28 protein-coding genes are annotated in these 26928 nt (G+C 72.9%); 14 read left to right on the forward strand and 14 right to left on the reverse strand.

Going from position 1 to position 26928, the window contains the following annotated elements; genetic code table 11:
* Positions 1-15: 15 nt before the first annotated feature.
* Entirely contained in the window at positions 16-738 is a 723-nt protein-coding gene (locus tag AMYTH_RS0107080) for a CPBP family intramembrane glutamic endopeptidase (protein WP_027929710.1), read from the reverse strand.
* 151 nt (positions 739-889) lie between these two features.
* Here AMYTH_RS0107080 and AMYTH_RS0107085 point away from each other — a divergent pair, with 151 nt between their 5' ends.
* Together AMYTH_RS0107085 and AMYTH_RS0107090 are read left to right on the forward strand one after the other, a co-directional pair.
* Positions 890-1480: an Rv1733c family protein gene (locus AMYTH_RS0107085; protein ID WP_027929711.1), complete on the forward strand. Its 591-nt coding sequence runs from the start codon at positions 890-892 to the stop codon at positions 1478-1480.
* Positions 1477-1656, forward strand: a complete 180-nt coding sequence (locus tag AMYTH_RS0107090) for a hypothetical protein (protein WP_027929712.1) — start codon at positions 1477-1479, stop codon at positions 1654-1656. The genes AMYTH_RS0107085 and AMYTH_RS0107090 overlap by 4 nt, the downstream gene beginning before the upstream one ends.
* Before the next feature lie 30 nt (positions 1657-1686).
* Here AMYTH_RS0107090 and AMYTH_RS0107095 read toward each other — a convergent pair whose 3' ends face one another.
* The 3 genes from AMYTH_RS0107095 to AMYTH_RS0107105 all read right to left on the reverse strand — a co-directional run bounded on the left by AMYTH_RS0107095 (position 1687) and on the right by AMYTH_RS0107105 (position 4091).
* A complete protein-coding gene (locus AMYTH_RS0107095) occupies positions 1687-2340 on the reverse strand; it encodes a response regulator (RefSeq protein WP_027929713.1) in 654 nt (217 codons plus the stop codon).
* A gap of 107 nt (positions 2341-2447) precedes the next feature.
* Positions 2448-3446: a zinc-binding alcohol dehydrogenase family protein gene (locus AMYTH_RS0107100; protein WP_027929714.1), complete on the reverse strand. Its 999-nt coding sequence runs from the start codon at positions 3444-3446 to the stop codon at positions 2448-2450.
* A 72-nt stretch (positions 3447-3518) separates the two neighbouring features.
* Positions 3519-4091 carry a TetR/AcrR family transcriptional regulator gene (locus tag AMYTH_RS0107105; RefSeq protein WP_027929715.1) on the reverse strand — a complete coding sequence of 191 codons (573 nt, stop codon included), beginning with the start codon at positions 4089-4091 and terminating at the stop codon, positions 3519-3521.
* 87 nt (positions 4092-4178) lie between these two features.
* Here AMYTH_RS0107105 and AMYTH_RS0107110 point away from each other — a divergent pair, with 87 nt between their 5' ends.
* A complete protein-coding gene (locus tag AMYTH_RS0107110; protein WP_027929716.1) occupies positions 4179-5051 on the forward strand; it encodes an NAD-dependent epimerase/dehydratase family protein in 873 nt (290 codons plus the stop codon).
* Here the strand turns inward: AMYTH_RS0107110 and AMYTH_RS0107115 are convergent.
* Positions 5048-6772 (reverse strand): GAF domain-containing sensor histidine kinase, encoded by a 1725-nt coding sequence (locus tag AMYTH_RS0107115; RefSeq protein WP_027929717.1) that lies wholly within the window; start codon positions 6770-6772, stop codon positions 5048-5050. The genes AMYTH_RS0107110 and AMYTH_RS0107115 overlap by 4 nt on opposite strands.
* Before the next feature lie 179 nt (positions 6773-6951).
* On the opposite strand from AMYTH_RS0107115, the gene AMYTH_RS0107120 reads away from it, so the two are divergent.
* From AMYTH_RS0107120 to nrfD, 5 genes are read left to right on the forward strand one after another with little or no spacing between them, the layout of a single operon-like run.
* The gene (locus tag AMYTH_RS0107120; RefSeq protein ID WP_027929718.1) at positions 6952-7869 is read left to right on the forward strand and encodes an Acg family FMN-binding oxidoreductase; all 918 of its coding nucleotides are present in this window, start codon (positions 6952-6954) and stop codon (positions 7867-7869) included.
* A gap of 29 nt (positions 7870-7898) precedes the next feature.
* On the forward strand, positions 7899-8327 hold the full coding sequence (locus AMYTH_RS0107125; protein WP_027929719.1) for a DUF6098 family protein: 429 nt from the start codon (positions 7899-7901) through the stop codon (positions 8325-8327).
* Between the two features lie 58 nt (positions 8328-8385).
* Positions 8386-11658 carry a formate dehydrogenase gene (fdh, locus tag AMYTH_RS0107135; RefSeq protein WP_228684618.1) on the forward strand — a complete coding sequence of 1091 codons (3273 nt, stop codon included), beginning with the start codon at positions 8386-8388 and terminating at the stop codon, positions 11656-11658.
* Positions 11655-12560 carry a 4Fe-4S dicluster domain-containing protein gene (locus AMYTH_RS0107140; RefSeq protein WP_027929722.1) on the forward strand — a complete coding sequence of 302 codons (906 nt, stop codon included), beginning with the start codon at positions 11655-11657 and terminating at the stop codon, positions 12558-12560. Before fdh ends, AMYTH_RS0107140 begins: the two co-directional genes overlap by 4 nt.
* On the forward strand, positions 12557-13498 hold the full coding sequence (nrfD, locus tag AMYTH_RS0107145) for an NrfD/PsrC family molybdoenzyme membrane anchor subunit (RefSeq protein ID WP_027929723.1): 942 nt from the start codon (positions 12557-12559) through the stop codon (positions 13496-13498). Before AMYTH_RS0107140 ends, nrfD begins: the two co-directional genes overlap by 4 nt.
* Here nrfD and AMYTH_RS0107150 read toward each other — a convergent pair.
* Positions 13476-14297, reverse strand: coding sequence for an MBL fold metallo-hydrolase (locus AMYTH_RS0107150; RefSeq protein WP_027929724.1), 822 nt, complete (start codon positions 14295-14297; stop codon positions 13476-13478). The two genes, nrfD and AMYTH_RS0107150, sit on opposite strands and share 23 nt — an antisense overlap.
* 81 nt (positions 14298-14378) lie before the next feature.
* Between AMYTH_RS0107150 and AMYTH_RS0107155 the strand changes: the two genes are divergently transcribed.
* Entirely contained in the window at positions 14379-14990 is a 612-nt protein-coding gene (locus AMYTH_RS0107155; protein ID WP_051362585.1) for a hypothetical protein, read from the forward strand.
* 94 nt (positions 14991-15084) lie between these two features.
* Here the strand turns inward: AMYTH_RS0107155 and AMYTH_RS48700 are convergent, their stop codons facing one another.
* A complete protein-coding gene (locus tag AMYTH_RS48700; RefSeq protein WP_027929726.1) occupies positions 15085-16026 on the reverse strand; it encodes a globin domain-containing protein in 942 nt (313 codons plus the stop codon).
* A gap of 166 nt (positions 16027-16192) precedes the next feature.
* Entirely contained in the window at positions 16193-18046 is a 1854-nt protein-coding gene (locus tag AMYTH_RS0107165) for a glycoside hydrolase family 3 protein (RefSeq protein WP_027929727.1), read from the reverse strand.
* A 132-nt stretch (positions 18047-18178) separates the two neighbouring features.
* Between AMYTH_RS0107165 and AMYTH_RS0107170 the strand changes: the two genes are divergently transcribed.
* Positions 18179-18703 carry a hypothetical protein gene (locus AMYTH_RS0107170; protein ID WP_027929728.1) on the forward strand — a complete coding sequence of 175 codons (525 nt, stop codon included), beginning with the start codon at positions 18179-18181 and terminating at the stop codon, positions 18701-18703.
* On the opposite strand, the gene AMYTH_RS0107175 is transcribed toward AMYTH_RS0107170, so the two are convergent.
* Positions 18694-19794, reverse strand: a complete 1101-nt coding sequence (locus tag AMYTH_RS0107175; RefSeq protein ID WP_027929729.1) for a CaiB/BaiF CoA transferase family protein — start codon at positions 19792-19794, stop codon at positions 18694-18696. The genes AMYTH_RS0107170 and AMYTH_RS0107175 overlap by 10 nt on opposite strands.
* Positions 19795-19963: 169 nt before the next feature.
* Between AMYTH_RS0107175 and AMYTH_RS46940 the strand changes: the two genes are divergently transcribed.
* Complete coding sequence (locus AMYTH_RS46940) at positions 19964-20641, forward strand: hypothetical protein (protein ID WP_148085765.1); 678 nt, start codon at positions 19964-19966, stop codon at positions 20639-20641.
* Positions 20642-20835: 194 nt separating this feature from the next.
* On the opposite strand, the gene AMYTH_RS0107185 is transcribed toward AMYTH_RS46940, so the two are convergent.
* Genes AMYTH_RS0107185 through AMYTH_RS0107195 form a run of 3 tightly spaced genes read right to left on the reverse strand, consistent with a single transcriptional unit; the run spans position 20836 to position 22420 of the window.
* Complete coding sequence (locus AMYTH_RS0107185) at positions 20836-21234, reverse strand: ChaB family protein (RefSeq protein WP_017982331.1); 399 nt, start codon at positions 21232-21234, stop codon at positions 20836-20838.
* A gap of 58 nt (positions 21235-21292) precedes the next feature.
* Positions 21293-21565: a hypothetical protein gene (locus AMYTH_RS0107190; RefSeq protein ID WP_027929731.1), complete on the reverse strand. Its 273-nt coding sequence runs from the start codon at positions 21563-21565 to the stop codon at positions 21293-21295.
* A 9-nt stretch (positions 21566-21574) separates the two neighbouring features.
* Complete coding sequence (locus AMYTH_RS0107195; protein WP_027929732.1) at positions 21575-22420, reverse strand: SDR family oxidoreductase; 846 nt, start codon at positions 22418-22420, stop codon at positions 21575-21577.
* A 97-nt stretch (positions 22421-22517) separates the two neighbouring features.
* Here AMYTH_RS0107195 and AMYTH_RS0107200 point away from each other — a divergent pair, with 97 nt between their 5' ends.
* From AMYTH_RS0107200 to AMYTH_RS0107210, 3 genes are all read left to right on the forward strand, one after another.
* Positions 22518-23588 carry an NAD-dependent epimerase/dehydratase family protein gene (locus AMYTH_RS0107200; RefSeq protein ID WP_027929733.1) on the forward strand — a complete coding sequence of 357 codons (1071 nt, stop codon included), beginning with the start codon at positions 22518-22520 and terminating at the stop codon, positions 23586-23588.
* A 113-nt stretch (positions 23589-23701) separates the two neighbouring features.
* Positions 23702-25012, forward strand: coding sequence for a M20/M25/M40 family metallo-hydrolase (locus tag AMYTH_RS0107205; protein ID WP_027929734.1), 1311 nt, complete (start codon positions 23702-23704; stop codon positions 25010-25012).
* Positions 25009-25506: a helix-hairpin-helix domain-containing protein gene (locus AMYTH_RS0107210; RefSeq protein ID WP_027929735.1), complete on the forward strand. Its 498-nt coding sequence runs from the start codon at positions 25009-25011 to the stop codon at positions 25504-25506. Before AMYTH_RS0107205 ends, AMYTH_RS0107210 begins: the two co-directional genes overlap by 4 nt.
* Before the next feature lie 152 nt (positions 25507-25658).
* Here AMYTH_RS0107210 and AMYTH_RS0107215 read toward each other — a convergent pair whose 3' ends face one another.
* Together AMYTH_RS0107215 and AMYTH_RS0107220 are read right to left on the reverse strand one after the other, a co-directional pair.
* Positions 25659-25880 (reverse strand): DUF5703 family protein, encoded by a 222-nt coding sequence (locus AMYTH_RS0107215; protein ID WP_017982338.1) that lies wholly within the window; start codon positions 25878-25880, stop codon positions 25659-25661.
* Complete coding sequence (locus AMYTH_RS0107220) at positions 25877-26884, reverse strand: YncE family protein (protein WP_027929736.1); 1008 nt, start codon at positions 26882-26884, stop codon at positions 25877-25879. The genes AMYTH_RS0107215 and AMYTH_RS0107220 overlap by 4 nt, the downstream gene beginning before the upstream one ends.
* Between the last annotated feature and the right edge of the window lie 44 nt (positions 26885-26928).

The following is a 26928-nucleotide window of genomic DNA, read 5'->3' on the forward strand; positions in this document are numbered from 1 at the left end:
AAGGGCCGGAAGTCCCTAACCGGCGCGCCCTGCGACCCACGCCAGCACGAGCCCGCCCGAGTTGAGCGCCAGGTGCACCAGGGCGGGGGCCAGCACCCCGCGCCCGGTGTAGCGGAGCGCGCAGAGCGCCACGCCGGCCACCGCGGCGCCGAGCATCGCCAGCACCGACAGGACCGGCAGGGGCAGGGCACCGACGGCCGCGTCGACGCCGGCGTTGCGGCGCAGCGCCAGTGACGGCAGCAGGTGCCACAGCCCGAACAATGCGGAAGCGCCGAGGACGGGCCGCCAGCGCCAGCGTTCACCGCCGCCCAGCAACGCGGGCAGCACACCGCGGAAGGCGACCTCTTCGACGAGCACGGTGCCGAGCGGGATGCGCACCAGCGCGAGCCACACCAGCTCGCCGGGCGGGTGCTGCCCGACGCGGCCGTCCTGGAACAGCGGCCGCAGCGCGGGCACGGCGAGGGCGACGCCGAACCCGGCCGCGACGACCAGGCAGGCGACGCCCCCGGTGGCCGCCGACCGGCGCCAGTGCCGCCTGGACAGGCCGAGCTCGGCGAACCCGTGCCCGCTCAGCCGCGCGAGTCCGATGAGGACGCCCGCGGTCACCGTCCCGCACAGGGGGTAGGCCCAGCCGGGCAGCACCCGGTTGGCCAGTGTGGTGGCCGCGGCCAGCACCGCGACGGCGCCGAGGACGGCCGCGCGGCGGGACAGCAGGGGAGTGGTGTCGGTGTCGCGCATCCACCCCAGTCTGCCCGTGCGGCGCCGGTTGCGGGTCCGGTGACCAACGGCCCTTCACCTCCGGCGGCGGGGGCGTCACGCTTGACCCGGGTGGTGGAAGGACTCGGGACATGCGTGGCGGAACCGGGGTGGTGCGGGCGGGGGCAGGCCGGTGACGTCCGCACCCGAGTCGTGGCCGGTCCGGTTCTGGCGCCTGATCCACCCGGGCGGTCCGCTGGTGCGCCCCTGGGATCGCTGGGAGGCGCGTCTGCTGGTCGTGGCGATCCTGCTGGCGGTGGCCGCCGTGCCGCTGGCGGGGGTGCTCGTGTCGGGCGTTTACGCCCGCCAATCGGAGCTCGCGCGGGAACAGCAGGCCGACCGGACCCAGGTGACGGCCGTGGTGCTGGCCGACGCCGGGGCGTTCGTGGCGGGCGGGCCCGCGGTGCAGGTGACGGAGGTGCCCGCGCTGTGGCGGCTGCCGGACGGGACCGAGCGCTCCGGCCCGGTCAGCGTCCCGGCGGGCACGGACCAGGGCACGCGGCTGCCGATCTGGATCGACGGTGCGGGGGAGCCGGTGCCGCCACCGCTGTCCGCGTTCAGCGCGCTGAGCATCGCACTCGGCGTCGGCCTGCTCGGGTGGCTCGGCGTGGTGCTGGTGCTGACGCTCGCCGTGCTCGCGGTGCATCTCGCGCTCGACCGCGTCCGGGCCGCGGCGTGGGCGCGCGAATGGGAGACGCTCAGCCAGGGAAGGAGTGGACGATGAACGACGACCTGGAGAGCCGCAAGGCGGCGCGGGAGGCGCGGGTGACCGCGGCGTCCCGGACGGGCCGGCACACGACAGAGGAGATGGCGGAATCGGCGATGCGGCGGTACTTCGCCGAGGAGGCCTACCGGGAGCGCGAGGAGCGGGAGCGCCGGGAACACCACAAGGGTGTATAACGCCCTATACGGCGCGGCTTTTTCGCGACCTCAGTTCTCCTCCGTCGCCTGCCTGCCCTCCCGCAACTTCGTGGCGAGGACGGCGGCCTGGGTCCGCCGCTCCAGCCCGAGCTTGGTGAGCAGGCGGGAGACGTAGTTCTTCACGGTCTTCTCCGCGAGGAACATCCGCTCGGCGATCTGGCGGTTGGTCAGACCTTCGCCGATGAGGCCGAGCAGTGTGCGCTCGCGGTCGCTCAACCCGGCGAGCGGGCCGCTCTCGACGGCGTCCGCGCGCAGCTTCGCCATCAGGGTCGCGGCCGCGCGGGTGTCCAGCAGCGACCGTCCACTGCCGACCTCGCGCACCGCCGAGACGAGCTGCAGCCCCTGGATGTCCTTGATGACGTACCCGCCGGCGCCGGCCAGGATCGCGTTGAGCATGGCCTCCTCGTCGGTGTAGGAGGTCAGGATCAGCACGTTCAGCTCGGGCAGCCGGGAGCGCAGCTCGCGGCACAGCTCGATGCCGTTGCCGTCGGGCAGCCGGACGTCCAGCACCGCCACGTCCGGCCGCAGCGCCAGGATCCGGGACAGCGCCTGCGCGGCGGTGGACGCTTCGCCGACCACCGTCAGCGCCGGGTCGGCCTCGAGCAGATCGGCGACACCACGGCGCACGACCTCGTGGTCGTCGACGAGGAAGACCTTGATCATTCCGCCATCCCTTCGCCACACGGAACCCAACCAGGCTACGGGCGCCCGGTCCGCCGCGACACGGCTTAGGTCCCCGATCCCAGAGGACCAAGGTCACCTAACGGACGTCAAGGGACCAGCACCGCGGCGCCGGTGACCCGGTCGGCCGCCAGGTCGGCGAGCGCCTGGTCGGCCTGGTCGAGGCTGTAGGCGGTGGTGACGATCCGCAGGTGGTGCTCGCCGGCGAAGTCCAGGAACTCCCGGGCGTCGCGGCGGGTGTTGGCGGTGACGCTGCGCAGGGTGCGTTCCTGGAACAGGTGGTCCTGGTAGTTCAGGGGCGGAATGTCCGTCAGGTGGATCCCGGCGATCGCGAGGGTGCCGCCGCGGTCGAGCGCCGCCAGCGCGGGCGGGACGAGATCGCCGACCGGGGCGAAGAGGATCGCCGCGTCGAGCGGTTCCGGCGGCGGGCCGGTGGCGTCGCGCGCGGAGGCCGCGCCCAGGTCGAGCGCGAGTTGCCGGGCCTGGGCGCTGCGGGTGAGGACATGCACGGTGGCGCCTTCGGCGAGGGCGACCTGGGCCGCCAGGTGGGCGCTGGCGCCGAAGCCGTACACGCCGAGGCGCCCGCGGCGGGGCAGGTCGGACCGGCGCAGCGCGCGGTAGCCGATGATGCCGGCGCACAGCAGCGGGGCGAGCTCGGTGACCGAGTAGCCGCCGGGGAGCGGGTGGGCGTAGGCGGCGGGGACGGTGGTGAATCGGGCGTAGCCGCCGTCGGCGTCCCACCCGGTGTAGCGGGAGTTCGGGCAGAGGTTCTCCGCGCCGCGGCGGCAGTAAGCGCATTCACCGCAGGTGGCGCGGAGCCAGGCCGCGCCCACCCGGTCGCCGACCGCGAAGCCGGTGACGTGCGGGCCGAGGGCCGCGACCTCGCCGACGACCTCGTGTCCGGGCACCACTCCGGCGCGGTGCACCGGCAGGTCCCCCTCGACGACGTGCAGATCGGTGCGGCAGACCCCGCAGGCGAGCACGCGCAGCAGCAGTTCGCGGTCACCGACGTCCGGAACGGGTTCGTTGCGGAGTTCGAACTTGCGGGTGCCCGGAGGCCCGGGCCGGAACACTCGCCAGGCGTGCATGATCCCAGCCTCGTCGAGCCCGGGGGCGGCCGGTAAGGGCCGAAGGACCCTGGCACGCCTGGGGATGCGGGTTCAGGCGAGGGTGGCGGCCGCGGTGCGGAGTTCGTCGAGAGCCTGGCGGGCGAGCTCGGGGAACGGCTGGTCGTTGGCGGGCTCGATCCACCGGTCGAACGCGCGGGTGAAGGCGCGGACGCCGAGGTCGGCGGCGAGGCTCGCGGCCGGGTCCGGCACGCCGCGCGCGGTGAGCGCTTCCGTCATCGCCGCGCCGAGACCGGCGCGTTTGAACACCTCGCGTTCCCGCAGTTCCTTGTGGGCGGCGATGACGTCGTGCAGGCGGGGGCCGAACTCGCGTTGTTCCGGCACGAAGGTGGCGGTGACGGCGTCGAGGGCGGCGGCGACGGCTTGCAGCGGGGTGGCGTCGGCGGGTGCGCCGGCGATGCCGTCGGCGAGGAGCCGGGCGTGCACTTCTTGTCCGGCGAAGAGCACTTCGCGCTTGTCGGGGAAGTGGCGGAAGAACGTGGTCTTGGTGAGGCCGGCGCGTTCGGCGATCTCCGCCACGGTGGTCTTGTCGTAGCCCTGCTCGGCGAACAGGTCGATGGCGGCGCGCACCAGGCGCATGCGCGCGTTCGGTTCCCAGCGGCCCATGTGCACAGCCTAGGTGATGTGACTGAGTACCGTCACTTTCGCTACAGTGACGGTACTCAGTCACATCACTTCAGTGGGAGGCTTCTCATGCGGGTTTTCGTCACGGGCGCCGGCGGTCACATCGGTTCCGCTGTCGTCACCGAACTGCTCCAGGCTGGGCACGAGGTCGTGGGCCTGGCCCGTTCGGAGTCCTCGGCCGCCGCGGTGAAGGCGCTGGGCGCCGAGGTGCGCCTGGGCGATCTGGCGGACACCGACGGGCTGCGTAAGGCCGCGGCCGACGCGGACGCGGTCGTCCACCTGGCCTTCGACAACGCCGCGGCGTTGGCCGGGGACTGGTCCGCGGCGGCCGCCGCCGACCTGGCCGCGGCGCGGGCGTTCGGCGAGGCGCTGGCGGGCACGGGCAAGGCCCTCGTCGGGATCGGGATGCCGAGGGTGGCGGACGAGATTCTCGCGGCGAACCCGCGGCTCGCGACGGGGCGGCTGATCGCCGGGCTGGCCGGGCAGGGGGTCCGCGCTGTGCTCGTGGCGGTGCCACAGGTGGTGCACAGCACGCGGGACCGGAGCGGTTTCGTGCCGACGCTGATCAGGTTCGCGCGGGCGAGCGGTGTCTCGTGCTACCTGGGCGACGGCGCGAACCGCTGGCCCGCGGTGCACACGCTGGACCTGGCCCGCCTCTACCGGCTGGCGGTGGAGCAGGCGCCCGCGGGAGCGCAGCTGATCGCAGCGGCGGAGGAGGGCGTGCGGGTGCGGGACATCGCCGGGGCGATCGGCCGCCGCCTGGGGGTCCCGGTGCGCAGCATCCCGGCCGGGCAGGCCGCTGGCCGGTTCGGGCCGTTCGCGCCGCTGATGAGCATCGACAACCCGTTGTCCAGCCTGGACACCCGCCGCCTGCTCGGCTGGGAGCCGGTGCACCCCACCCTGATGGCGGATCTCGAGGAGGGGCACTACTTCGCCGGTTAGGTCACCGGGGCGGACCAGGTCAGCCGGGTGCCGCCGCCGTCCAGCGCGGTCACCGAGCACGTTCCGCCTGCCTGGGCGGCGCGTTCGGCGAGGTTGTGCAGGCCGCTGCGGGCGACCTTGCCGGGGATGCCGGTGCCGTTGTCGACGACGTCGATGACGAGGTCGTCGTCGACGGAGACGGTGATCGTGAGGGTGGTCGCGCGGGCGTGGCGGACCGCGTTGGACAGCGCCTCCCGCAGCACCGCCTCGGCGTGTTCGGCGAGGTCGCTGCCGACGACGCCGATCGGCCCGGACATGCGGACCGTGGTGCGCAGCCCGGTGTCGCCGGTGACCTCGGCGATGATCTCGTTGAGCCGTTTACGCAGCTGGGTGGTGCCCTGCAGGCCGCCGTGCAGGTCGAAGATCGCGGTGCGGATCTCGGCGACGATGCTCTGCACGTCGTCGATCATGTCGGCCAGCCGTCGCTGGATCTCCGGGTTGCGGGACCGCATGTGGGTGCTCTGCAGGGCCAGCCCGTGGGCGAACAGGCGCTGGATCACGTGGTCGTGCAGGTCCCGGGCGATGCGGTCGCGGTCGGAGACCACCTTGAGCTCGTTGATGGAGCGCTGGTCCTCGGCCAGTTGCAGGGCGAGCGCGGCCTGGTCGGCGAACGCGGCGGCGAGCGGGAGCTGGGTGCCGTCGAACGGGTCCTGGCCTGCCTTGCGGAGGGTGACGAGCACGCCGGAGACGTGGTCGCGGGACGCGCGCAGCGGCAGGACCAGCGCGGGGCCGAACTCGTGGGTGAGGTCGTAGGCGAGGTTCTCCACGCGGCGGGGCTGGGCGTCGGTGTACGCGGCGCCGCAGCTGGAGCCCTCGATGGGGATCTCGCGGCCGACGAGCGGGTCGGAGTCCAGGCCCGCGGACACGGTGACCGTCAGGTGGGTGACGTCGGCGGGTGGCGCGTCGGGGTCTTCGGGCTGGGCGATGAAGGCGTAGTCGGCGCCGGCGAGGGCGAGCGCGCGGTTGGCGATCAGGTAGAGCACGTCGATGGGGTCGGCGGCGGCGAGCAGTTCGGCGCGGATCTCGCTGGTGGCTTCCTGCCAGCGTTGCCGCAGCTGGGCTTCTTCGTAGAGGCGGGCGTTCTCCACGGCGATGCCGGCCGCGGCGGCCAGTGCCTGCACGACGACCTCGTCGTCCTCGGTGAAGGGCTGGCCGTTGCGCTTCTCGGTGAGGTAGAGGTTGCCGAACACCTCGTTGCGCACGCGCACCGGGACGCCGAGGAAGGTCTTCATGGGCGGGTGGTGCGCGGGGAACCCGGAGGACGCGGCGTGCTGGGAGATGTCGTCGAGGCGGATGGGTTTCGGTTGCTGGATCAGCAGTCCGAGCAGGCCGTGCCCGGTGGGCAGGTCGCCGATCTCGCGGCGGGTCTTCTCGCCGATGCCCTCGTAGACGAATTCGGCGAGGCCTTCGCGGTCCTGGTTGAGCACGCCGAGGGCGCCGTAGCGGCAGTCGACGAGGTTGATGGCGGCGTGCACGATGCGGCGCAGGGTGGCGTCGAGTTCGAGGCCGCCCGCGACGGCGAGCATCGCTTCGAGCAGTCCGTCCATCTGGTCGCGGGATTGCACCAACTGCTCGATGCGGTCCTGCACTTCGCGGAGCAGTTCGCGCAACCGCAACTGGGACAGGGTTTCCCGTAACCCGGCGACGGGTTGGGCCTCGTCGGGGTCGTCGGTCCCGGGCATATCGCCAGACTCGCATGTCACCTGGGAGAACACCAGTCAAAAGGCGAGGTGGCGCGGGGCGAGTTTCACCGCCGGTAGGGCACAAAGGCCTCTTCGGTGAGGACACCGTGCCCTCGTGGGGGAAGCGTGGGGTGGTGAAGAGTGGAGCGATCCTGGACCCTTCGCGGCAGGGAGCCCAGATGTCGTTCGCCGGTCAGGACCCGGTGCGGGTCGCACTCGACGCGGCGGTCCGCGCGCCGTCGCCGCACAACAGCCAGCCGTGGCGGTTCGAGGTGGACGGTGACCGGGTCGGGGTGTTCCTGGACCCGGACCGGATCCTGAAGGTGGCCGATCCCGACGGCCGGGAGGCCCGGCTGGCCTGCGGCGCGGCGATCCTGAACGTGCGGCTGGCGTTGCGTGCCGCGGGCCGGACCCCGGTGGTGCACCTGCTGCCGCGGCGGGACGTGCCGGACCATCTGGCGACGGTGTGGGCGCGGGGGCGGGTCACCCCGACGCCGGACGACGTGGCGATGGCGCGGGCGATCGCCTACCGGCGGAGCAACCGGCGGGCGTTCACGGCGCGGGAGGTGCCGGTGTGGGTGCGGCAGGCGCTGGTGCGGGCGGCGACCGAGGAGGGCGCGCATCTGGCGGTCGTGGGGCGGGCCGGGCAGCTGGACGAGCTGGGGGTGCTGCTGCGGGAGGCCGAGCGGTCGCAGCGGGAGGATCTGGCGTTCCAGGACGAGCTGCGGCAGTGGACGGCGTCGGACGGGGCGCGGGACGACGGTGTGCCGGCGTCGGTGGCCGGGTCGGGTCCGGAGTGGCCGTTCGACCGCAAGCCGCTGGTGGCGGTGCTGTCGTCGTACACCGACACGCGGCTGGCCCAGTTGCGGGCGGGGCAGGCGATGCAGCGGGTGCTGCTGCGGGCGACGACGGCGGGGGTGAGCGTGTCGTTCCTGTCGCAGCCGGTGGAGGTCCCGGCGTTGCGGCCGGCGGTGGCGCGGCTGGTGTCGGCGCCCGGGAATCCGCAGGTGGTGCTGCGGTTCGGGTACGGGTTCGCGGGGCCGGCGACGCGGCGTCGCCCGGCCGAGGTGGTGACGCGCTACACGGTGCGCGGTTAACCGTGGCCGTGGCGGGGCATCTGTGCGGCATGGCGGTCGAAGACTCGTTGCCCACCCTGCACCGGCTGGCGGATCTGGCGGAGCTGCTGATCCCTGGTGCGGTCGTCTACGTGCGGTACTCGCCCGGTCCGGAGTCCGACGCGGAGCACCCGAGCACCGATCACGAGAGCGGGCTGGAGATGCCCGGGGTGTCGGTGAACCCGTTGAACGCGCCGGGCTGGTGGTCGTTGCCGGTGGAGGACTGGCTGGCGCGGCGGATCGTGCAGTACGCGCACCAGCAGGCGGAGGGGGCGCGGCCGTGGGTGCTGACCGGCAAGGAGGTCGACTTCGGGCCGGACAACGAGCCGTTGCTGGTGGATGTGGAGCCGATCGCGTGGATCTCCGGGGACCTGGTGCGGGAGGCGCACGAGCGGTACCACTCCCGGCTGGACGCGGGGCGCGCGACGCACGAAGATTGATCGCGTGGGTTTGCCCCGCCCCGCGGGCGGGAAAGCGGGACGTGCCGGGAGGTGAGCGATGGGCGTGGGTGACTGGTTGCGGTCGTGGCCGGTCTACCGGCAGCTGACCGGCGCCGACCGGCTGGGCCGGGGCACCGCGGCGCAGTCCGCCCGGTCGCACTCCCTGATGCCGCGCACCGCGTCCGCGGACCGCGTGGTGCATTCGGTGTGCCCGTTCTGCGCGGTGGGGTGCGCGCAGAAGGTGTACGTCTCGGGCGAGCGCGTCGTGCAGATCGAGGGCAACCCGGATTCGCCGATCTCGCGTGGCCGGTTGTGCCCGAAGGGTTCGGCGAGCAAGCAGCTGGTGACCGGCCCGCAGCGGCAGGAGAAGGTGCTCTACCGCGCGCCGTACGCGACGGAGTGGCAGGAGCTGGACCTGCCGTCGGCGATGGAGATGGTGGCCGAGCGGGTGCTGGACGCGCGGCGGCGGGGCTGGCAGGACGCCGACGAGCACGGCAACCCGTTGCGCCGCACGATGGGGCTGGCGAGCCTGGGTGGCGCGACGCTGGACAACGAAGAGAACTTCCTGATCAAGAAGTTGTTCACGGCGCTGGGTGCGATCCAGATCGAGAACCAGGCCCGTATTTGACACTCCGCCACGGTTCCCGGTCTGGGAGCCTCCTTCGGTCGCGGTGGCGCGACGGATTACCAGCAGGACCTCGTCAACTCCGACTGCGTGATCATCATGGGCTCGAACATGGCCGAGGCCCATCCGGTCGGGTTCCAGTGGGTGGTGGAGGCCAAGGCGCGTGGCGCGAAGGTGTTCCACATCGACCCGCGGTTCACGCGGACGAGCGCGCTGGCGGACCGGCACGTGCCGTTGCGGGCGGGCTCGGACATCGCGTTCCTGGGCGGGGTGATCAACCACATCCTGTCCAACGGGCTGGAGTTCCGGGAGTACGTGCGGGCGTACACGAACGCGTCGTTCCTGGTGCGGGAGGACTTCCGGGACACCGAGGACCTGGACGGGCTGTTCAGCGGGTACGACCCGGAGACGGGGTCCTACGATCCGGTGAGCTGGCACTACGAGAGCGCGCGGCCGCGGGAGGGCCGGGGTGCGCGGGCGAAGGAGCAGTCGGCGCCGGAGCAGCACGGTTCGGGTGGGCCGCCGCTGGAGGGCGGGGCGGACGACATCGCCGCGGATCCGACGCTGGAGCACCCGCGGTGCGTGTTCCAGGTGCTGAAGCGGCATTTCGCGCGGTACACGCCGGAGATGGTGGAGCGGACCTGCGGGGTGCCGCGGGAGCTGTTCGAAGAGGTGTGCCGGGCGTGGACGGAGAACTCGGGGCGGGAGCGGACGGCGGCGCTGGTGTACAGCGTGGGCTGGACGCAGCATTCGATGGGCGCGCAGTACATCCGGGCGGGGTCGATCATCCAGTTGCTGCTGGGCAACATCGGCCGTCCGGGTGGCGGGGTGTTCGCGTTGCGCGGGCACGCCTCGATCCAGGGGTCGACGGACATCCCGACGTTGTTCAACCTGCTGCCCGGGTACCTGCCGATGCCGGACACCTCGCACGAGAGCATCGGCGAGTACCTGCACCTGGTGCGGGGTGACCGGCAGAAGGGGTTCTGGCGCAACGCCGACGCGTACCTGGTGTCGTTGCTGAAGGAGTACTGGGGCGACCACGCCACGGCGGACAACGACTGGTGTTTCGACTACCTGCCGCGGATCAACGGCGACCACGGGACCTACCGCACGGTCATGGACATGATCGACGGGAAGGTGTTCGGGTACTTCCTGCTGGGGCAGAACCCGGCGGTGGGGTCGGCGCACGGGCGGTTGCAGCGGCTGGGCATGGCGAACCTGGACTGGCTGGTGGTGCGGGACCTGGCGATGATCGAGAGCGCCACGTTCTGGAAGGACTCGCCGGAGGTGGAGACCGGGGAGATCGTGCCGGAGCAGTGCCGCACCGAGGTGTTCTTCTTCCCGGCGGCCTCGCACGTGGAGAAGTCCGGCACGTTCACCCAGACGCAGCGGATGCTGCAGTGGCGGGACAAGGCGGTCGAGCCGAGGGGCGACCAGCGCAGCGAGCTGTGGTTCTTCTACCACCTCGGCCGGATCCTGAAGGAGAAGCTGGCGGCCTCGGCCGACGAGCGGGACCGGCCGCTGCAGGAGTTGTGGTGGGACTACCGGATGGAGGACGGTGACGAGCCTTCCGGGGAGGACGTGCTGCGGCGGATCAACGGGGTCGACCTGACCGCCGACCGCGCGCTGAACGGCTACCTGGAGCTCAAGGCCGACGGCAGCACGGCGTGCGGGTGCTGGATCTACAGCGGCGTGTATGCCGACGAGGTGAACCAGGCGGCGCGCCGCAAGCCGCACGACGAGCAGGGCCCGTACGAGTCGGAGTGGGGCTGGACGTGGCCGCTGAACCGGCGGGTGCTCTACAACCGGGCGTCGGCGGATCCGCAGGGCCGTCCGTGGAGTGAGCGCAAGAAGCTGGTGTGGTGGGACGCGGACAAGGGCGAGTGGACCGGGCACGACGTGCCGGACTTCGAGAAGACGAAGCCGCCGGACTTCCGGCCGGAGCCGGGCGCGTCGGGTCCGGACGCGCTGCACGGGGACGACCCGTTCATCATGCAGGCCGATGGCAAGGCGTGGCTGTTCGCGCCGAACGGGGTGCTGGACGGGCCGCTGCCGACGCACTACGAGCCGCACGAGTCGCCGGTGCGCAACCCGCTGTACGGGCAGCAGGGCAATCCGGCGCGCAAGGTGTACGGGCGGGTGGACAACCCGTCGAATCCGTCGCCGCCGGAGGCGCACGGTGAGGTGTTCCCGTTCGTGTTCACCGCGGCGCGGCTGACCGAGCACCACACCGCGGGCGGGATGAGCCGTCAGCTGCCCTACCTGGCGGAGTTGCAGCCGGCGTTGTTCGTGGAGGTCTCGCCGGAGCTGGCGGCCGAGCGCGGGCTGGCGCACCTGGGCTGGGCGCACGTGGTGACGAGCAGGGCGGCGGTGGACGCGCGGGTGTTCGTGACCGAGCGGATGCGGCCGCTGCGGATCGAGGACCGGGTGGTGCACCAGATCTGGATGCCCTACCACTGGGGTCACACCGGGCTGGTGGACGGCGACGTGGTCAACGACCTGCTGGGCGTGGTGCTGGATCCGAACGTGTTCATCCAGGAGAGCAAGGTGGCCACGTGCGACATCCGGCCGGGGCGGCGTCCGCGCGGCCCGGCGCTGCTGGCCTACCTGGAGGAGTACCGCACGCGGGCGGGGATCACGGTGGAGACCGGAACGCGGATCGCCACGGCGTATCCGGACAGCGCCCACACGGAGGAGCGGTCATGAGCAACAGCTTCTACGGCCCGTTGGAGGACGTGGCGGGCGACGCCGGATACTCGGAGCACCCGCCGCGGATGGGGTTCTTCACCGACACCTCGGTGTGCATCGGCTGCAAGGCCTGCGAGGTGGCGTGCAAGGAGTGGAACGGGGTGCCCGACGACGGGTTCGACCTGCTGGGCATGTCGTTCGACAACACCGGGATGCTGGGCGCGAACTCGTGGCGGCACGTGGCGTTCGTGGAGCAGGAGCGGCCGGGGGCGGTGTCGCCGGAGCCGGTGGACCTGGGGTTGCCCTCGTTCGACCTGCCCGGGGCGGGCAGCGGCGCGGAGGCCCGGACGGACTTCCGGTGGCTGATGAGCTCGGACGTGTGCAAGCACTGCACGCACGCGGGGTGCCTGGACGTGTGCCCGACGGGGGCGTTGTTCCGCACCGAGTTCGGTTCGGTGGTGGTGCAGCCGGACATCTGCAACGGGTGCGGCTACTGCGTGTCCGGCTGCCCGTACGGGGTGATCGACCGGCGCGAGGACGACGGCAGGGCGTGGAAGTGCACGCTGTGCTACGACCGGTTGCGGGACGGGCTGGAGCCGGCGTGTGCGAAGGCGTGCCCGACCGATTCGATCCAGTTCGGGCAGCTGGACGAGCTGCGGGAGCGGGCGGCCCGTCGGGTGGACGCGCTGCACGAGGCCGGGGTGACCGAGGCGCGGCTGTACGGGGAGAGCCCGGACGACGGCGTGGGTGGCGACGGCGCGTTCTTCCTGCTGCTGGACGAGCCCGAGGTGTACGGTCTGCCGCCGGATCCGGTGGTGCCGACGCGGGACGCGGGGTCGATGTGGAAGTTCGCCGGCATGGCCGCGTCCGCGCTGGCGGCCGCCGCGGTGTCGGTGTTCTTCGGACGGGGCAGGGGATGAAGGAGCAGGTCGCGGTGCCCAAGGCCGAGTTCCGGTCCTACTACGGGCGGCCGGTGCTCAAGCCGCCGGTGTGGGAGTGGAAGATCCCGGCCTACCTGTTCACCGGCGGGTTGTCGGCCGGGTCGGCGCTGCTCGGCGCGGGGGCGGACCTGACCGGCCGTCCGGTGCTGCGGCGGGCGAGCCGCGCCGGGGCGCTGGGCGCGCTCGCGGCGAGCATGTACCTGCTGGTGGCCGACCTGGGGCGGCCGGAGCGGTTCCTGCACATGCTGCGGGTCGCGAAGCCGAGTTCGCCGATGAGCGTGGGCACCTGGATCCTGGTCGCCTATGGGCCGGGCGCGGGGGTGGCCGGCGTGGCGGAGCTGGTGCCGCGGCGGTGGCGGGGCACGCTGCCCGGCCGTCTGCTGGGCAGGCTGGCGCGGCCGGCGGGGTTGTCGGCGGCGGCGTTCGCGCCCGGGGTCGCCTCGTACACGGCGGTGCTGTTGTCGCAGACCGCGGTGCCCGCCTGGCAGTCGGCGCACCGGCAGCTGCCGTTCGTGTTCACCGGATCGGCCGCGGCCAGCGGCGCCGGGTGGGGGATGGTGTGGGCGCCGGTCGCCGAGGCGGGGCCGGCGCGGCGGTTGGCGGTGCTGGGCGCGGCGGCGGAGCTGGTGGCGTCGAAGGTGGTCGACCAGCGCCTGGGGCTGGTGTCGCAGGCCTACACGACCGGCAAGGCGCACCGGCTGCGGAAGTGGTCGGAGTACCTGACGCTGGGTGGCGCGGCGGGTGCGCTGGCCGGGCGGCGCAGCCGGGCCGTGCAGGTGGTGTCCGGGCTGGCGTTGCTGGCCGGCAGCGCGTTGCAGCGGTTCGGGGTGTTCGAGGCCGGTGTCGAGTCCACGAAGGACCCGCGGTACGTGGTGGTGCCGCAGCGGGACGCGATCAACCGGGCGAGCGGGCGCTGAGCAGGTTCGCCAGCGAGAAGGACTCGCCGCGGGCGAGCAGCCGCACGTCGGTGGCCGGGTGGCGGCGCGCGGCCTCGGCGAGGAAGTTCGACACCGGCGAGGTGAACTTGCCGTAGTCGTCGAAATGCACCGGCACCACGTGGGTGGGGTTCATCATCTCCAGCATCCGGCCGCCCTGCCGGTCGTCCATCGTGACCAGCACGCCCAGCACGCGGCTGCCGCCCAGGTGCAGCACGGCCAGGTCGATCTCGGGGTAGCGGCGCCGGATCCCGGTCAGTTCGTCGTGGACGATCGTGTCGCCGCTGACGTAGATCCGCAGCGTCGCCGCGCCCGGGTGCGGGCTGTACTCCCAGATGCTGCCCATGACCGGCGGCAGGATCCGGTTCAGCGGTCCGCGGGAGTGGCGGGCGGGCACGGCGGTGACGGTGAGCTGGGCGTCGCCGTCGCGGAAGGTGTCGCCGCGCCAGGTGGGCAGGGCGACGGTGGCCTGGAAACCGCGGTTGGCCAGCCGCCGGGCGGCGTGCTCGGTGGTCAGGATCGGCACGTCGGCGGGCAGGTCCCGGCGGGCGACCCGGTCGAAGTGGTCGCCGTGCAGGTGGGACAGCACGACCCCGTCCAGCGGGGGCAGGTCGGCGACCTGCGCGGCCGGTTCGGTGCGCCGCCGGGACACCAGGCCCTGCCCGAAGTAGGACCACTGGCCGCGGTGGAGGAAGTTCGGATCGGTGAGCACTGTGAACGGCCCCAGCCGGACCAGGGTGGTGGCGGTGCCGATGAAGGTGAGCGAGTCGGCGGGGAACATCAACGGCCCTTCCGGTCGGTGTCCGGTACGGCTACCCACGGTGGGGCGGATGATTCGCCCGCGGCTGGGTAGCCGCCCGGTATGGCACCTCCCGTCGTGCGACCCGTCTTCGGCGCGCTGGCCCGGCTGCGGCACGCGCGCGTGTTCCACCCGCGTGGCGTCCTGCTGCGCGGGACGCTGGAGACCCTGGCCCCCGGGGAGCTGCCGCTGCCGCCCAGCGGGCCGGTGGTGGCGCGACTGTCCAAAGGGGCCGGTCTGCCGCGCGGGATGCCCGACATCCTCGGGCTGGCGCTGCGCATCCCGACCGACGACGGGCCGTGGGACCTGACCCTGGCCAGCGCGAGCGCGCGGGTGCTGCTGAGGCCGGCGAGGGGGTGGCGGCGTGCGGTGTTCAGCAGCCTGGTGCCCTACCGGGTGGCCGCCGGGCTGCGGTGGATCCTCGCCGAGGTGGACGGCCCGGACGGCGCCGCGCTCGACGACCTCGGCGCGGTGACGGTGACCTGCTCGACGGCGAAGCTCACCGGCCCGGCGACCCCGGTCGCGCGGATCGAGCTGGACCCGCCCCTCGGCGACGGCGAGCGCCCGAGCTTCGACCCGATGCTGCACAGCCCGCCCGGCGCGCGGCTCTACCCGGACTGGCTGTCCCGCCTGCGGGAGCCCGCCTACCAGGGCAGCCGCGCGGGTCGCCGCTAATTCTCCGCGCAGGCCCTGCCGCTCAACGGACTCCGCTGTTGCGCTGCGACCGCGTTGCACCGGGCAGTGCGCTCGGTGTTGCAGCGCGCCAGGATCAGCCGGTTTCCCACATGCGGAACGCGGCTTCGGCGACCCGCAGCGGCATCCCGAGCGCGTGGCTGTAGGTGCGCGTCCACGCCAGGCGCCGTTCCATCTCCTCGCCCTGCACCGTGCACCGCGAGCCCATCGCGGCCCGGTAGGCCTCGCCGGCGGCGTCCGCGGCGGCCTCGGCCTGGCGGTGCGCCTGCGCGGCCAGCCGCCGTCGCCGGGTCTCGGCGCTGGTCAGGATCTCCTCGGCCAGCAGTTGCGCCCGCGTCAGCAACGCGACCGCCTGCTCGTCCACGGTCGGCACGCCGTCGCGGGAATCGCGGGCCCGCAGTCGCGCGACCTCCGCGCGCAGGCGCGCCGCCTCGCGGTCGCGGGTGGCCAGCTCGTCGGCCAGCCGCCGCTGGAAGTCGTGCACGTCGCCGCGGTCGAAACCCCGCCGGTGCCAGGGCGCGCGCCGGAACGGGCGGGCCCGCACGCGCTCCGCGGTCAGCCCGTTGTGCGGCCCGGTTCCGGTGTCCGGCGGCGGGAGCAGCACGCTCTGCCGTCCCCGGCCGCGCACCTCGGCGTTGGTCATCACCTCGGCGACCACCGCGTACGCGCTGGTCCAGTCCGCGGCCAGCTCCGGGGTCCACCGCTCGCCGAGGAAGTGCTCGAGGGTGGCCAGCAGCGCCTGCCCGACCACCGGGTAGTGCTCCGGGCGCACTCCGGCCTCGCGGTGGGTGCGGCCCAGCCGGCGCAGGTAGGGGACCGCGGCGTCGAGGTCGTCGACGTGGGTGACGATCTGCCCGAGCCCGGAGACGAACCGGTTCCGCTGCGGCGCCAGCGACACCGGGAACAGATCCCGCAGCGACGGGCGGAGCAGGAACAGCGTCGCGTAGAACCACAGCGGGACCTCGTCACCGCGCTCGGCGACGGTGGCCCAGCTCGCCCGTAGTCGGGGGATGTCCACGGCGGCTAGCGCGCTTCCCCGGCGATGACCGGGCGGCCCCGGTCGGTGCGGCCCATTTCGCGCTCGTCCTTCCCTTGACGAATGGCAGGAGCCTAGGACCGGCCATTCGCCAAGGGAAGGGTTTCCCGCAGCGGAAAAAAGGTTTCACGAATCGTGGCGGAACCGGTCAGCCCCGGCGGTAGCGCAGCCCGTACCCGTAGGGGAACAGCGGGTCCTGCCCGTCGCCGACGTTGATCGGCTGCTGCGCGGCGCTGCGCATCCACGTCACCGGCAGCTTCCCGGTCGGGTTGTAGTCGCCGAACAGCACGTCGGCCACGCCGCCGCCTTCGGTGCCCGGCAGCCACGACGCCAGCAGCGCGTCCCAGCCGGGCAGTTCCGCCGCGATGTCCAGTGGACGGCCGGACACCAGCACGACCACCACCGGCACCCCGGACTCCTTGAGCCGCTGCAGGGTCGCCAGGTCCTCGGCGTCCAGGCCCATACCCGCCGGCCGGTCGCCCATGAACTCCGCGTACGGCGTCTCGCCGACCACCGCGACCGCGACGTCGTAGCTGCCGTCGATGCCCGCGCCGTTCCGGTCGTAGGTGACCGCGCTGGAGCGCGCCGTGTCGCGGATCCCTTGCAGGATCGTGGTTCCCGGCGTGATCGGCCCGCTCGAGCCCTGCCAGGTGATCGTCCAGCCGCCGCTCTGGTTGCCGATGTCGTCGGCGTTCTTGCCCGCCACGAAGATCTTCTGCCCGTTCTTGCCGAGCGGCAGCACCCCGCCGTCGTTCTTGAGCAGCACCTGCGACTCGCGCACCGCCTGCCGCGCCAGCGCCCGGTGTTCGGCGCTGCCCACGGTCGAGGTGTAGCGGCGGTCGGTGAAGGGCCGCTCGAACAGCCCGAGCTGGAACTTCTTGGTCAGGATGCGGCGGTTGGCGTCGTCGATGCGGCTCATCGGCACCCGGCCCGCCTGCACCTCGGCCCGCAACGTGTCGATGAACTTCACGTAGTCGTAGGGCACCATCACCATGTCCACGCCCGCGTTGATCGAGGTCCGGACCTCTTCGGCGGTGAAGCCCTCCTGGCCGTCGATCTTGTCGATGCCCTGCCAGTCGGACACCACGAACCCGGAGAAACCGAGCTCGCCCTTGAGCACATCGGTGATCAGGTAGCGGTTGGCGTGCATCTTCACGCCGTTCCAGCTGCTGTAGGAGATCATCACCGACCCGACACCGCGCTGGACGGCGGCGCGGAACGGCGGCAGGTGGATGGCGCGCAACTGCTGCTCGGTGAGCTCGGTGTTGCCCTGGTCCACACCACCGGTGGTGCCGCCGTCGCCGACGTAGTGCTTGGCCGTGGCCAGTATCGATCCCTTGTCGGACAACGACCTGCCCTGCAGGCCGTCGATGATCGTGGTCATCGACGAGGCCAGTTCCGGGGTCTCGCCGAAGGACTCGTAGGTGCGGCCCCAGCGGTCGTTGCGGGCCACGCACAGGCACGGCGCGAAGTCCCAGTCCACGCCGGTGCCCGACACCTCGTCGGCCACGGCGTCGCCGATGCGGCCCACCAGCTTCGGGTCGCGGGTCGCGCCGAGGCCGATGTTGTGCGGGAAGATCGTGGCGCCGTGGACGTTGTTGTGGCCGTGCACGGCGTCCACGCCGTAGATGATCGGGATGCGCAGGGGAGAGGTCAGCGCGGCGCGCTGGAACCCGTCGTACATGTCGGCCCAGGACTGGGCCGTGTTCGGCGTGGGCACCGAGCCGCCGCCGGACAGCAGCGACCCGAGCCGGTGGGTCGCGATGTCGGCGGGGTCGGTGATGGCGCCGCGCTCGGCCTGGGTCATCTGGCCGAGCTTGTCGTCCAGGCTCATGCGGGACAGCAGGTCGGCCACCCGCACCGGGACCGGCTTGCCCGCGTCGAGGTAGGCGGGGCGGTGCTGGACGGGCGCCGCCGACACCGTGGTCGCACCGGACACGAGCGCGACGGTGGCGGCGAGCGCGGCGAAGAGGGTTTTCCGGCGAACAGATCGGGGTCTCATCCGTGGTCCTCCTTGACACATCGGATTTGTTGCCGTGGGCAACTTAAGCGCCCGGCTGTAACCTAGCCCACACGTCCGGGAGAGGTCCAGACCTCTGTTCGGCCTACGACTTCCGTCGGTAGGTTGGGTCACATGGCAAGGCCGAACAGCACCGTCGTCGTGCTCGCCGGGGCCGGCGCGGACAAGGTCATGGCCGGTCTCGACGGGCTGGCCAACGTGCACGTGGCGCGGTCGGCGGACGCGGCCGCCCTGGTGTCGCACGCCGCGTACGTGGTGCACGACCGGGACCCGCTCGCCGGGGTCGCGCAGGCGTGGGCCGGGTTCTTCGACCGGCAGGCACCCTCCGGCGCGCTGGAGGTCGCGATCGAAAGCGCGGTCGCCGACCTCCGCCGCGGCGTCACCCTGCTGCCCGACTACTACGTCGTGCTCGACCCGGAATCCCTGCCGCCCACCGGCAAGCACCGGTGGCTGGGCGTGCTCGCGGGCGCCGCGCCCAGCCGGGTCGTCCCGGCCGCGCCGACGGCGTCCGCCGTGCGGGAAGCGCTCTCCCGGCTGCCGTCGGGCCGGTGGTGGCCCGACGACGTGGAGACCTGGCTACGCGACCTGGTCCGCGTGGTGCCGGACCAGGTCGGCCTGCCCCGGCCCGCTCAGGACTGAAGGCCCCAATCGCGGATCACGGCCTCGGTGTCCGCGCCCGGCGTGGCCGGCGCCGACGGCTCGGCGCTGGGCGTCCGGGAGAACCGCGGCGCGGGCGCGGCCTGGGTCGCGCCGTTGATGTCCCGCACCGAGCCGCGCGCGGTCAGGTGCTCGTTCTCCGCCGCCTCGGCGAACGACAGCACCGGCGTGACGCACGCGTCCGTCCCGGCGAACACCGCCGTCCACTCGTCGCGGGTGCGGGAGGCGATGACCTCGGTGAACCGCTCCCGCAGCTTCGGCCAGCCGGAGCGGTCGCCCTGCGCGGGCAGGTCCTCACCATCCAGGCCGAGCCCCTTGAGCAGCTCGGCGTAGAACTGCGGCTCCAGCGCGCCCACCGCGATGTACCCGCCGTCGGCGCACCGGTAGGTGTCGTAGAACGGGCAGCCGGTGTCCAGCAGGTTCGTGCCCGGCTCGTCGGCCCACGCGCCCTGCGCCCGCAGTGCCCACACCATCTGCAGCAGCACGCTCGCGCCGTCGACCATGGCCGCGTCCACCACCTGGCCCCGCCCGGAGCTCGCCCGCTCCACCAGCGCCGCCAGCACCCCGGTGACCAGGAACATCGAGCCGCCGCCGAAGTCACCGACCAGGTTCAGCGCCGGGATCGGCTTGCCGCCGGTGTCGCGGACCGCGTGCAGCGCGCCGGTCAGGGAGATGTAGTTGATGTCGTGCCCGGCCCGCTCGGCCATCGGGCCGTCCTGGCCCCAGCCGGTCATCCGGCCGTAGACCAGGCGCGGGTTGCGGGCGAAGCAGTCCTCCGGGCCGACGCCGAGCCGCTCGGCCACGCCCGGCCGGAAACCCTCCAGCAGTACGTCCGCCTTCTCGACCAGCTGCTCCACGAGCCGCTTGCCTTCGGGGGTCTTCAGGTCGGCCGCGATCGAGCGGCGGCCGCGCAGCAGGTGGTCCCGCGCCTCCGGCGGCAGCACCTGCAGGCCACCCGAGGGCCGCTCGACGCGCACCACGTCCGCCCCGAGGTCGGCGAGGATCATCGCGGCGTGCGGCCCCGGGCCGATGCCCGCCAGTTCCAGCACCTTGATCCCCGCCAGCGGCCCCATCGGCACTGCTCCCCACTCGTCGTCGTGCACGTGCCCCGGATTGTGCCAGGCGCGGACGCGCAGCGGATGTGGCGCATTCCACCGCGCCACACGGACCACTCACGAAACCAGGCGCATCATGGAGTGAGGGCGCTCGCGCCGGGGCGCCGCCGTGGTGAGGGAGCTGCCGATGCCCTACCAAGACCTGGGAGCGTTCATCTGGCCCATCATGGTGCTGATCTGGGTGCTGGCCGCCTCCTACTCGCGCGCCGCGATGCACCACCGCTGGCAGACCCGCGCCCACCCAGCGCCCACCCGCCCACCAGGGCGGCCCATCGACGCCCCCGACGCGGCCGCCTCGCTGCGCGTGCTGTGGGATGCCGCGCGCGAGCGCTACGCCCGGATCGCGGGGGAGTACGGCGACTACGAGTCCGACCCCAAGCAGGTGCTGCGCCGGCCCGCGCTGGCCGACCCGGCCGTGCCCTCGACCAGCCGGTTCATCGATGCCTTCCACGAGGCCATGGCCCTGCACACCGAGACCTATCCGCCCACCGACGTGGCCCGCAAGTACGTCGAGGCCACCGAGACCGCCGAAAAGGCCTGGACAGCGGCCTGCGAGGCCGCCGAGAAGCTGCGCGCGTCCCGGTTCACCACCGACGAGCGGGCGCTGATCAACCAGGGCATCAAACTGCTCGAACTCGCCGAGGGCGCCGCCACCCCCGCCGAGCAGGAAGCCGCCTTCGCCGCCGCGCGGCAGGTGCTCGCCAAACTCGAACGCAGCGCAGGCACCCGCCTCGACTGGCGCGTGCCACGCCCCGCGCGCCAGACCATCGACCGCCTCGGCAGACCGCCCCTGCCCCCGGCGTGAAGGCCCACGCGGGAGCCGCACCGCCGACCTGACGAAGGGCGCCCGCCCGGGGGGCGGGCTGCCGTCCACACCCCCGCAATGTGGGAGGGCGGCCGCGCGCGGCGCAGCTACCAAGGTTCGCCCACCAGGCGCGCCACCCCCCGGGTATGACGAAGGGCCCGGCGCACGCCGGGCCCTCCACCAACCAGTACCCGCTACCGGCGAGCCTTCGCGGTCTCCCTGTTGTTGGCCTTCTGGATCGCCTTGACCAGCTCGTTCTTGTTCATCGACGAGCGGCCCTTGATGTCCAGCTGCTTGGCCACGTCGTACAGGTGCTGCTTGCTGGCCGAGGCGTCCACGCCACCGGCGGTCTTCGTCGGCTTGCGCCCCGCGCCCCGCGCGGCCTGCTTGTCCGACGGGCCCTTGCTGCCCTTCTCCTCCCAGTGGTCGCCGACCTTCTCGAACGAGTGCTTCAGCGACGCGTACGCCGTCTGGTGCGCGCGCCGCCCCTCGCCGTAGGTCTCCACCGCCGAGTCGTGGGTCTTCACCCACGTGTCCTGCGCCTTCTTCGACGACCGCTTCAGCGTGCTGGGCAGGGCTTCACGTCCAGGCATCGGAGCACCTCCTGTCGCCTCTCGTGCCTTCCCGACGATTTCCCGGTACGGCCGTACGTCAAACTTCGCCGTCCTCGACCCGCATCGCCTGCTGCTCGGCGCCCCCGGCGGGCCGCTGGCGGCCCTGGTCCTCGCCGATCTCGGTGCCCTCGGCGTCGACCAGCTCGTTGGACCGGTCCGGCGCCGACACCTGCTCGCCCGCGGCCTCCGAGTCCGGCTCGGCCGCCCGGTCCGGGTCGCGCACCCGCCAGCTCACCGGGTCCTCCAGCGGCTTCGGCTCGGCGTCCAGCTCCAGGTTCTCCTGCTGCTCCGACGCTGGCTCCTGCGGCATGTTCCCTCCTCAGCCCGGCATCGTCTCGCCGCCGAGCGCGGCGAGCACCTCACCGGTGTAGTACGACGACAACTGGTTGGACGCGAAGAACACGAACGACGGCGCCAGCTCGTCCGGCTGCGCCGCCCGCCCCATCGGCACCTGCTGCCCGAACTTCTCCACGTGCTCCGGTGACATGGTCGCCGGGATCAGCGGTGTCCACACCGGACCCGGCGCGACCGCGTTGATCCGCACACCCCGGCCGGCCAGCGCCTGCGCCATCGCGTAGGTCCACGCGATCACCGCGCCCTTGGTGGCCGAGTAGTCGATCAGGGACTTGTTGCCGCGCAACCCGTTCACCGACGCGGTGTTCACGATGGACGACCCCTCGCCCAGGTGCGGCAGCGCCGCGTGCGTCACCCGGAAGTAGCTGTGGATGTTCACGTCGAACGTGCGCGTCCACTGCTCGTCGGTCAGGTCCTCGGGCGAGTCCAGCTCCTGCTGCGTGGCCACGTTGTTCACCAGGACCTCCAGCCCGCCGAACTCCCGCACCGTCTCGTCCACGACCTTGCGGCACTGCTCGCGCGAACCCAGGTCGCCGGGCAGCAGCAGGCAGCGGCGGCCCTCCTTGCGCACCAGTTCCGCGGTCTCCTCCGCGTCGGCGTGCTCGTCCAGGTAGGCGATCGCCACGTCGGCGCCCTCCTTGGCGAACGCGATCGCGACCGCGCGCCCGATGCCGGAGTCCCCACCGGTCACCAGCGCCCGCTTGTCGAGCAGCAACCCGCGCCCGGTGTAGTCCGCCATCCGGTCCCGCGGCCGCGGTTCCATCTCGCCCGTCACGCCCGGCGGTTCCTGCTGCTGGCGTGGCTGTCCCATGCGCACACTCCTTCCGCATCTGCCCCGAGGTGTCCCCGCTCCCGGCGGCACCAAACGCGACGGTTCGCGCCCCCGCGCGCCGGGTATCCGCGTGCGCATGAACTCGCCAGCGAGCAAGGGTCTGCGCGTCGTCGTCACCGGCGCCAGCGGCAACGTGGGCACCAGCACCGTCCAGGCGCTCAGCCGCGACCCCGCCGTGGCGTCGATCCTCGGCGTGGTCCGCCGCGAACCGGAGTGGCGCGTCCCGAAGCTGGAGTGGCGCACCGCCGACCTGGCCGAGGACCAGATCGCCCACCTGGTGCGCGGCGCCGACGTGGTGATCCACCTGGCGTGGCTGTTCCAGCCCACCCATGACCCCGCCCTGACCTGGCGGTCCAACGTGCTCGGCGCGATCCGCGTGTTCGAGGCCGTGGCCAGGGAGAACGTCCCTGCCGTGGTGTACTCCTCGTCGGTCGGCGCCTACTCGCCCGGCCCGAAGGACAGCCCGGTCACCGAGAGCTGGCCCACCCACGGCTGGCCCGCGGCCGCCTACCCGCGCGAGAAGGCCTACCTGGAGCGCTACCTCGACGGGTTCGAGAAGGCCAACCCCGAGGTACGGGTGGTGCGGCTGCGCCCGGCGTTCGTCTTCAAATGGGAGGCCGCCTCGGCGCAGCGGCGGCTGTTCGCGGGCCCGTTCCTCCCCGGCAGCCTCGCCCGGCCGTCGCTGATCCCGGTCATCCCGGACGTCCCCGGTCTGCGCGTGCAGGCGGTGCACTCCGCCGACATCGGCGAAGCGTTCCGCCTGGCGGCGCTGAACGACGTGCGCGGCGCGTTCAACATCGCCGCCGACCCGGTCGTCGACGCCAAGGCGCTGGCCCGCCTGCTCGGCGCCCGCACGGTCCCGGTGCCCACGTGGGCGATCCGCGGCGCGGTCGCGGCCGGCTGGTACGCCCACCTGCTGCCGGCCTCACCCGGCCTGCTCGACACCGTCCTGCGGCTGCCGATCATGGACACCACCCGCGCCCGCGACGAGCTCGGCTGGACCCCGCGCCACGACGGCCTGGAAGCGATCGGCGAGTTCCTGGCCGGCCTGCGGGCCGGCGCGGGCATGGCGACGCCGCCGCTGACCCCGGACAACGCCCCGACCCGCATCCAGGAGGTGGGCACCGGCATCGGCAACCGGCCGTGACTCACACTGCGCGGCGCTCCGGCCGGTGGAGGCTCCGCCGCGTGACGGCGAGGAGGTCCAGGTCGCTGGCCGGGCGCTGATCCCCCCACCGCGTTGATGATAGGAATGGCGGCGTGAGCATCGAGACCGCGGCCGATGAAGCCGTCACGCTGACCAGCGACCTGATCCGCATCGACACCACCAACACCGGCGATCCGGACACGCTGGTGGGGGAGAAGGCGGCAGCGGAGTTCGTCGCCGAGAAGCTCACCGAGGTCGGCTACGAGATCGAGTACGTGGAGTCCGGCGGGCGCAACCGGCACAACGTCATCACCCGGCTCGCCGGCGCCGACCCCAGCCGCGGGGCGCTGCTCGTCCACGGCCACCTCGACGTCGTCCCCGCGGACGCGTCCGAGTGGTCGGTGCACCCCTTCTCCGGCGCCATCCAGGACGGCTACGTGTGGGGCCGCGGCGCCGTGGACATGAAGGACATGCTCGGCATCATGCTGGCGCTGGCCCGCCACTACAAGCGCGAGAACATCGTCCCGCCGCGCGACATCATCTTCGCCTTCCTCGCCGACGAGGAGGCCGGCGGCAAGTACGGCGCCCAGTGGCTGGTGGACAACCGCCCCGACCTGTTCGAAGGCGCCACCGAGGCGATCAGCGAGGTCGGCGGCTTCTCCATCAGCCTCAAGGACGACGTCCGCACCTACGTCGTGGAGACCGCGGAGAAGGGCATCCGCTGGATGAAGCTGCGCGTGCGCGGCACCGCCGGACACGGGTCGATGATCCACCACGACAACGCCGTCACCAAGCTCTCCGCCGCCGTCGCGCGGCTCGGGCAGCACCGGTTCCCGCTCGTGCTCACCGACTCCGTGCGCGAGTTCCTCGCCGGCGTCACCGAGATCACCGGCTGGGACTTCCCCGAGGACGACATCGACGGCGCGGTCGCCAAGCTCGGCAACATCTCCCGCATGATCGGCGCGACCCTGCGCGACACCGCCAACCCGACGATGCTCACCGCGGGCTACAAGTCCAACGTCATCCCCTCGGTCGCCGAGGCCGCCGTGGACTGCCGCATCCTGCCCGGCCGCATGGAGGCCTTCGACCGCGAGCTCGACGAGATCCTCGGCCCGGACATCGAGAAGGAGTGGATGGAGCTGCCCCCGGTCGAGACCACCTTCGACGGCGCGCTCGTCGACGCGATGACCGCCTCGATCACCGCCGAGGACCCGGGCGCGAAGGTGCTGCCCTACATGCTCTCCGGCGGCACCGACGCCAAGTCCTTCCAGACACTGGGCATCCGCAACTTCGGGTTCGTGCCGCTCCAGCTGCCCGCCGACCTGGACTTCTCCGGGCTGTTCCACGGCGTGGACGAGCGGGTGCCGGTGGACGCGCTCAAGTTCGGCACCCGGGTGCTGGACCGGTTCTTCCGCGCCTCGTGACCACCGCGGCGCAGCTCCGCAAATCGGCGCTGTCCCTGCCGGAGACCGCGGACGGCGGCGTTTTCACCGTGGGCGGCGCGGTGTTCGCCACGCTGGTGGACAAGCAGGTCACGCTGCGGCTGCCCGCGGCCGAGGTGGACGAGATGCTGGCGGCGCACCCGACGGCCACCCGGACCGGGGACGGGGCGCGGGTGCCGTTGGCCGACATCGACGGCCGGCAGCTCAACCGCTGGGTGTGGCGCGCATGGCTGGCGCACGCCCCGGAACACCTCGCGCGCACGTCCGCCGCCGCGGTGGCGGGCGAGAGCGGCGACCTGCCGCGGGCCATCGGCCGTCCCGCCACCCGCGCACTGGGCAACGCCGGGATCACCACGCTCGACCAGGTCGCCACGATGACGGAGGCCGAGCTGCTCGCCCTGCACGGCATGGGCCCCAAAGCCGTGCGAATCCTCCGCGAGGCGCTCGCGGAGACGGGCCGCACACTCGCGGGCTAGGTCCCGACCTGCCGAGGCCCGGCTTCCAGGCCCGCGATGGCGGCCCGGATCGGTCCGGTCGCCCACCGCGCCGGCCGGCACGGGTCGGTTCCCGTACCCGTTCCGCCGCGCACACCAACTCCGGCGCGGCCCAGGGACGGGTGCCGCTCCGGTCAGATCAGGACTTCGGGCAGGGCGGTGGCCGGCTGCCGCTTGCGGCGCAGCCACACCCGCCGGGTGCCGTCGGAGTAGAGCCGGACCGTCGAGAGCTCCCACCCGCCGTACTCGGCGTTGATGGACAGCTGCGTGGCCGCGGCCCGCCGGGAGACGCCGGGTGGCAACTGCAACCGGCGGTACTCCCAGTCCTCGTCGACCACCGCCTCCTGGTGCTTCATGGCTGGATCACCTGGACCCCTTCTCCCGCCGCGGAGCCGACGACCACCCGCCCGCTCCGCTCCTCGACGGTAACCGAATCCGGCTGCCGGACCGTCGGGAAACGGTACTTCTCGACCGGTTCGCCGCCGCGCACGTCGAATCCGACGACCTCGTTGCGCTCGGTGAGAGTCACCCACGCCAGCGCGCGCTGCGCGTCGTAGGCGAGGCCGTACGCCCCGCCGGGAACCGGGTACCGCTGCCGCAGCAACAGCGGGCCGGTGGAGAACGCCAGAAGGGCACCGGCGCGGGTGTCGACCACGAGCACCCGGCCGAAGGAGTCCGCGACCGCGTTGGTGGCGCCGTCCCCGGCGCGCAGGCCCTCGGCCATGGTGCCGCCGTCCACGTCCACCGAGAACACGGCGGTGCGCAGCTCGTCCAGCACGACGGTGTTCCCGCCGGCCTGCAGCACGTCGTCGGCGCTGTAGAGCTGGCCCTCGATCGTCTTGGTCAGCTGTCCGCCGGTGAACACGTCCACCGCCTTGCGGTCCCGCACCGCGACCAGCGTCCGGTCGCCCTCGGTCACCGCGCCGGCGGCCTGGCCGGCCACGGTCAGGGTGCTCACCTCGCCGCCGGGCAGCGTGATCCGGGCGACCTGCCCGGCCGCGGGCAGCGTGGCCAGCAACACCCCGCCGGACACGCGCAGCTGCGCCACCCGCCCGGCGACCGGCACCCGCAGCGGCGCGGCCGCCAGGTCCGCGGCCCGGTACAGCAGCACGGCGTCCGGCACGGCGACGGCCAGCGTCCCGGTGGCCGGGTCGGCGGCCAGCGCCGTGACCTCGGGCGAGGCGATCACGGTGCCCGCCGGGGCGGCGGCAGGCTGGGGCGACACGGGCGCTGTCGCCGCGACCGGGTCGGCCACGACCTGCAGCGTGTCGGTGGAGTCACCGGACTTCGACGAGCACCCGCTCAGCACCAGGGCACAGACCAGCACGACACCGGTCCCGACGGTGGCGGAGGAGCGCACAAGACCTCCGGATCGCATTCCTCTGTTGCCTCCAGCATCCCCTG

It is taken from the genome of Amycolatopsis thermoflava N1165 (genome assembly GCF_000473265.1).
Lineage (GTDB): Bacteria > Actinomycetota > Actinomycetes > Mycobacteriales > Pseudonocardiaceae > Amycolatopsis_E > Amycolatopsis_E thermoflava.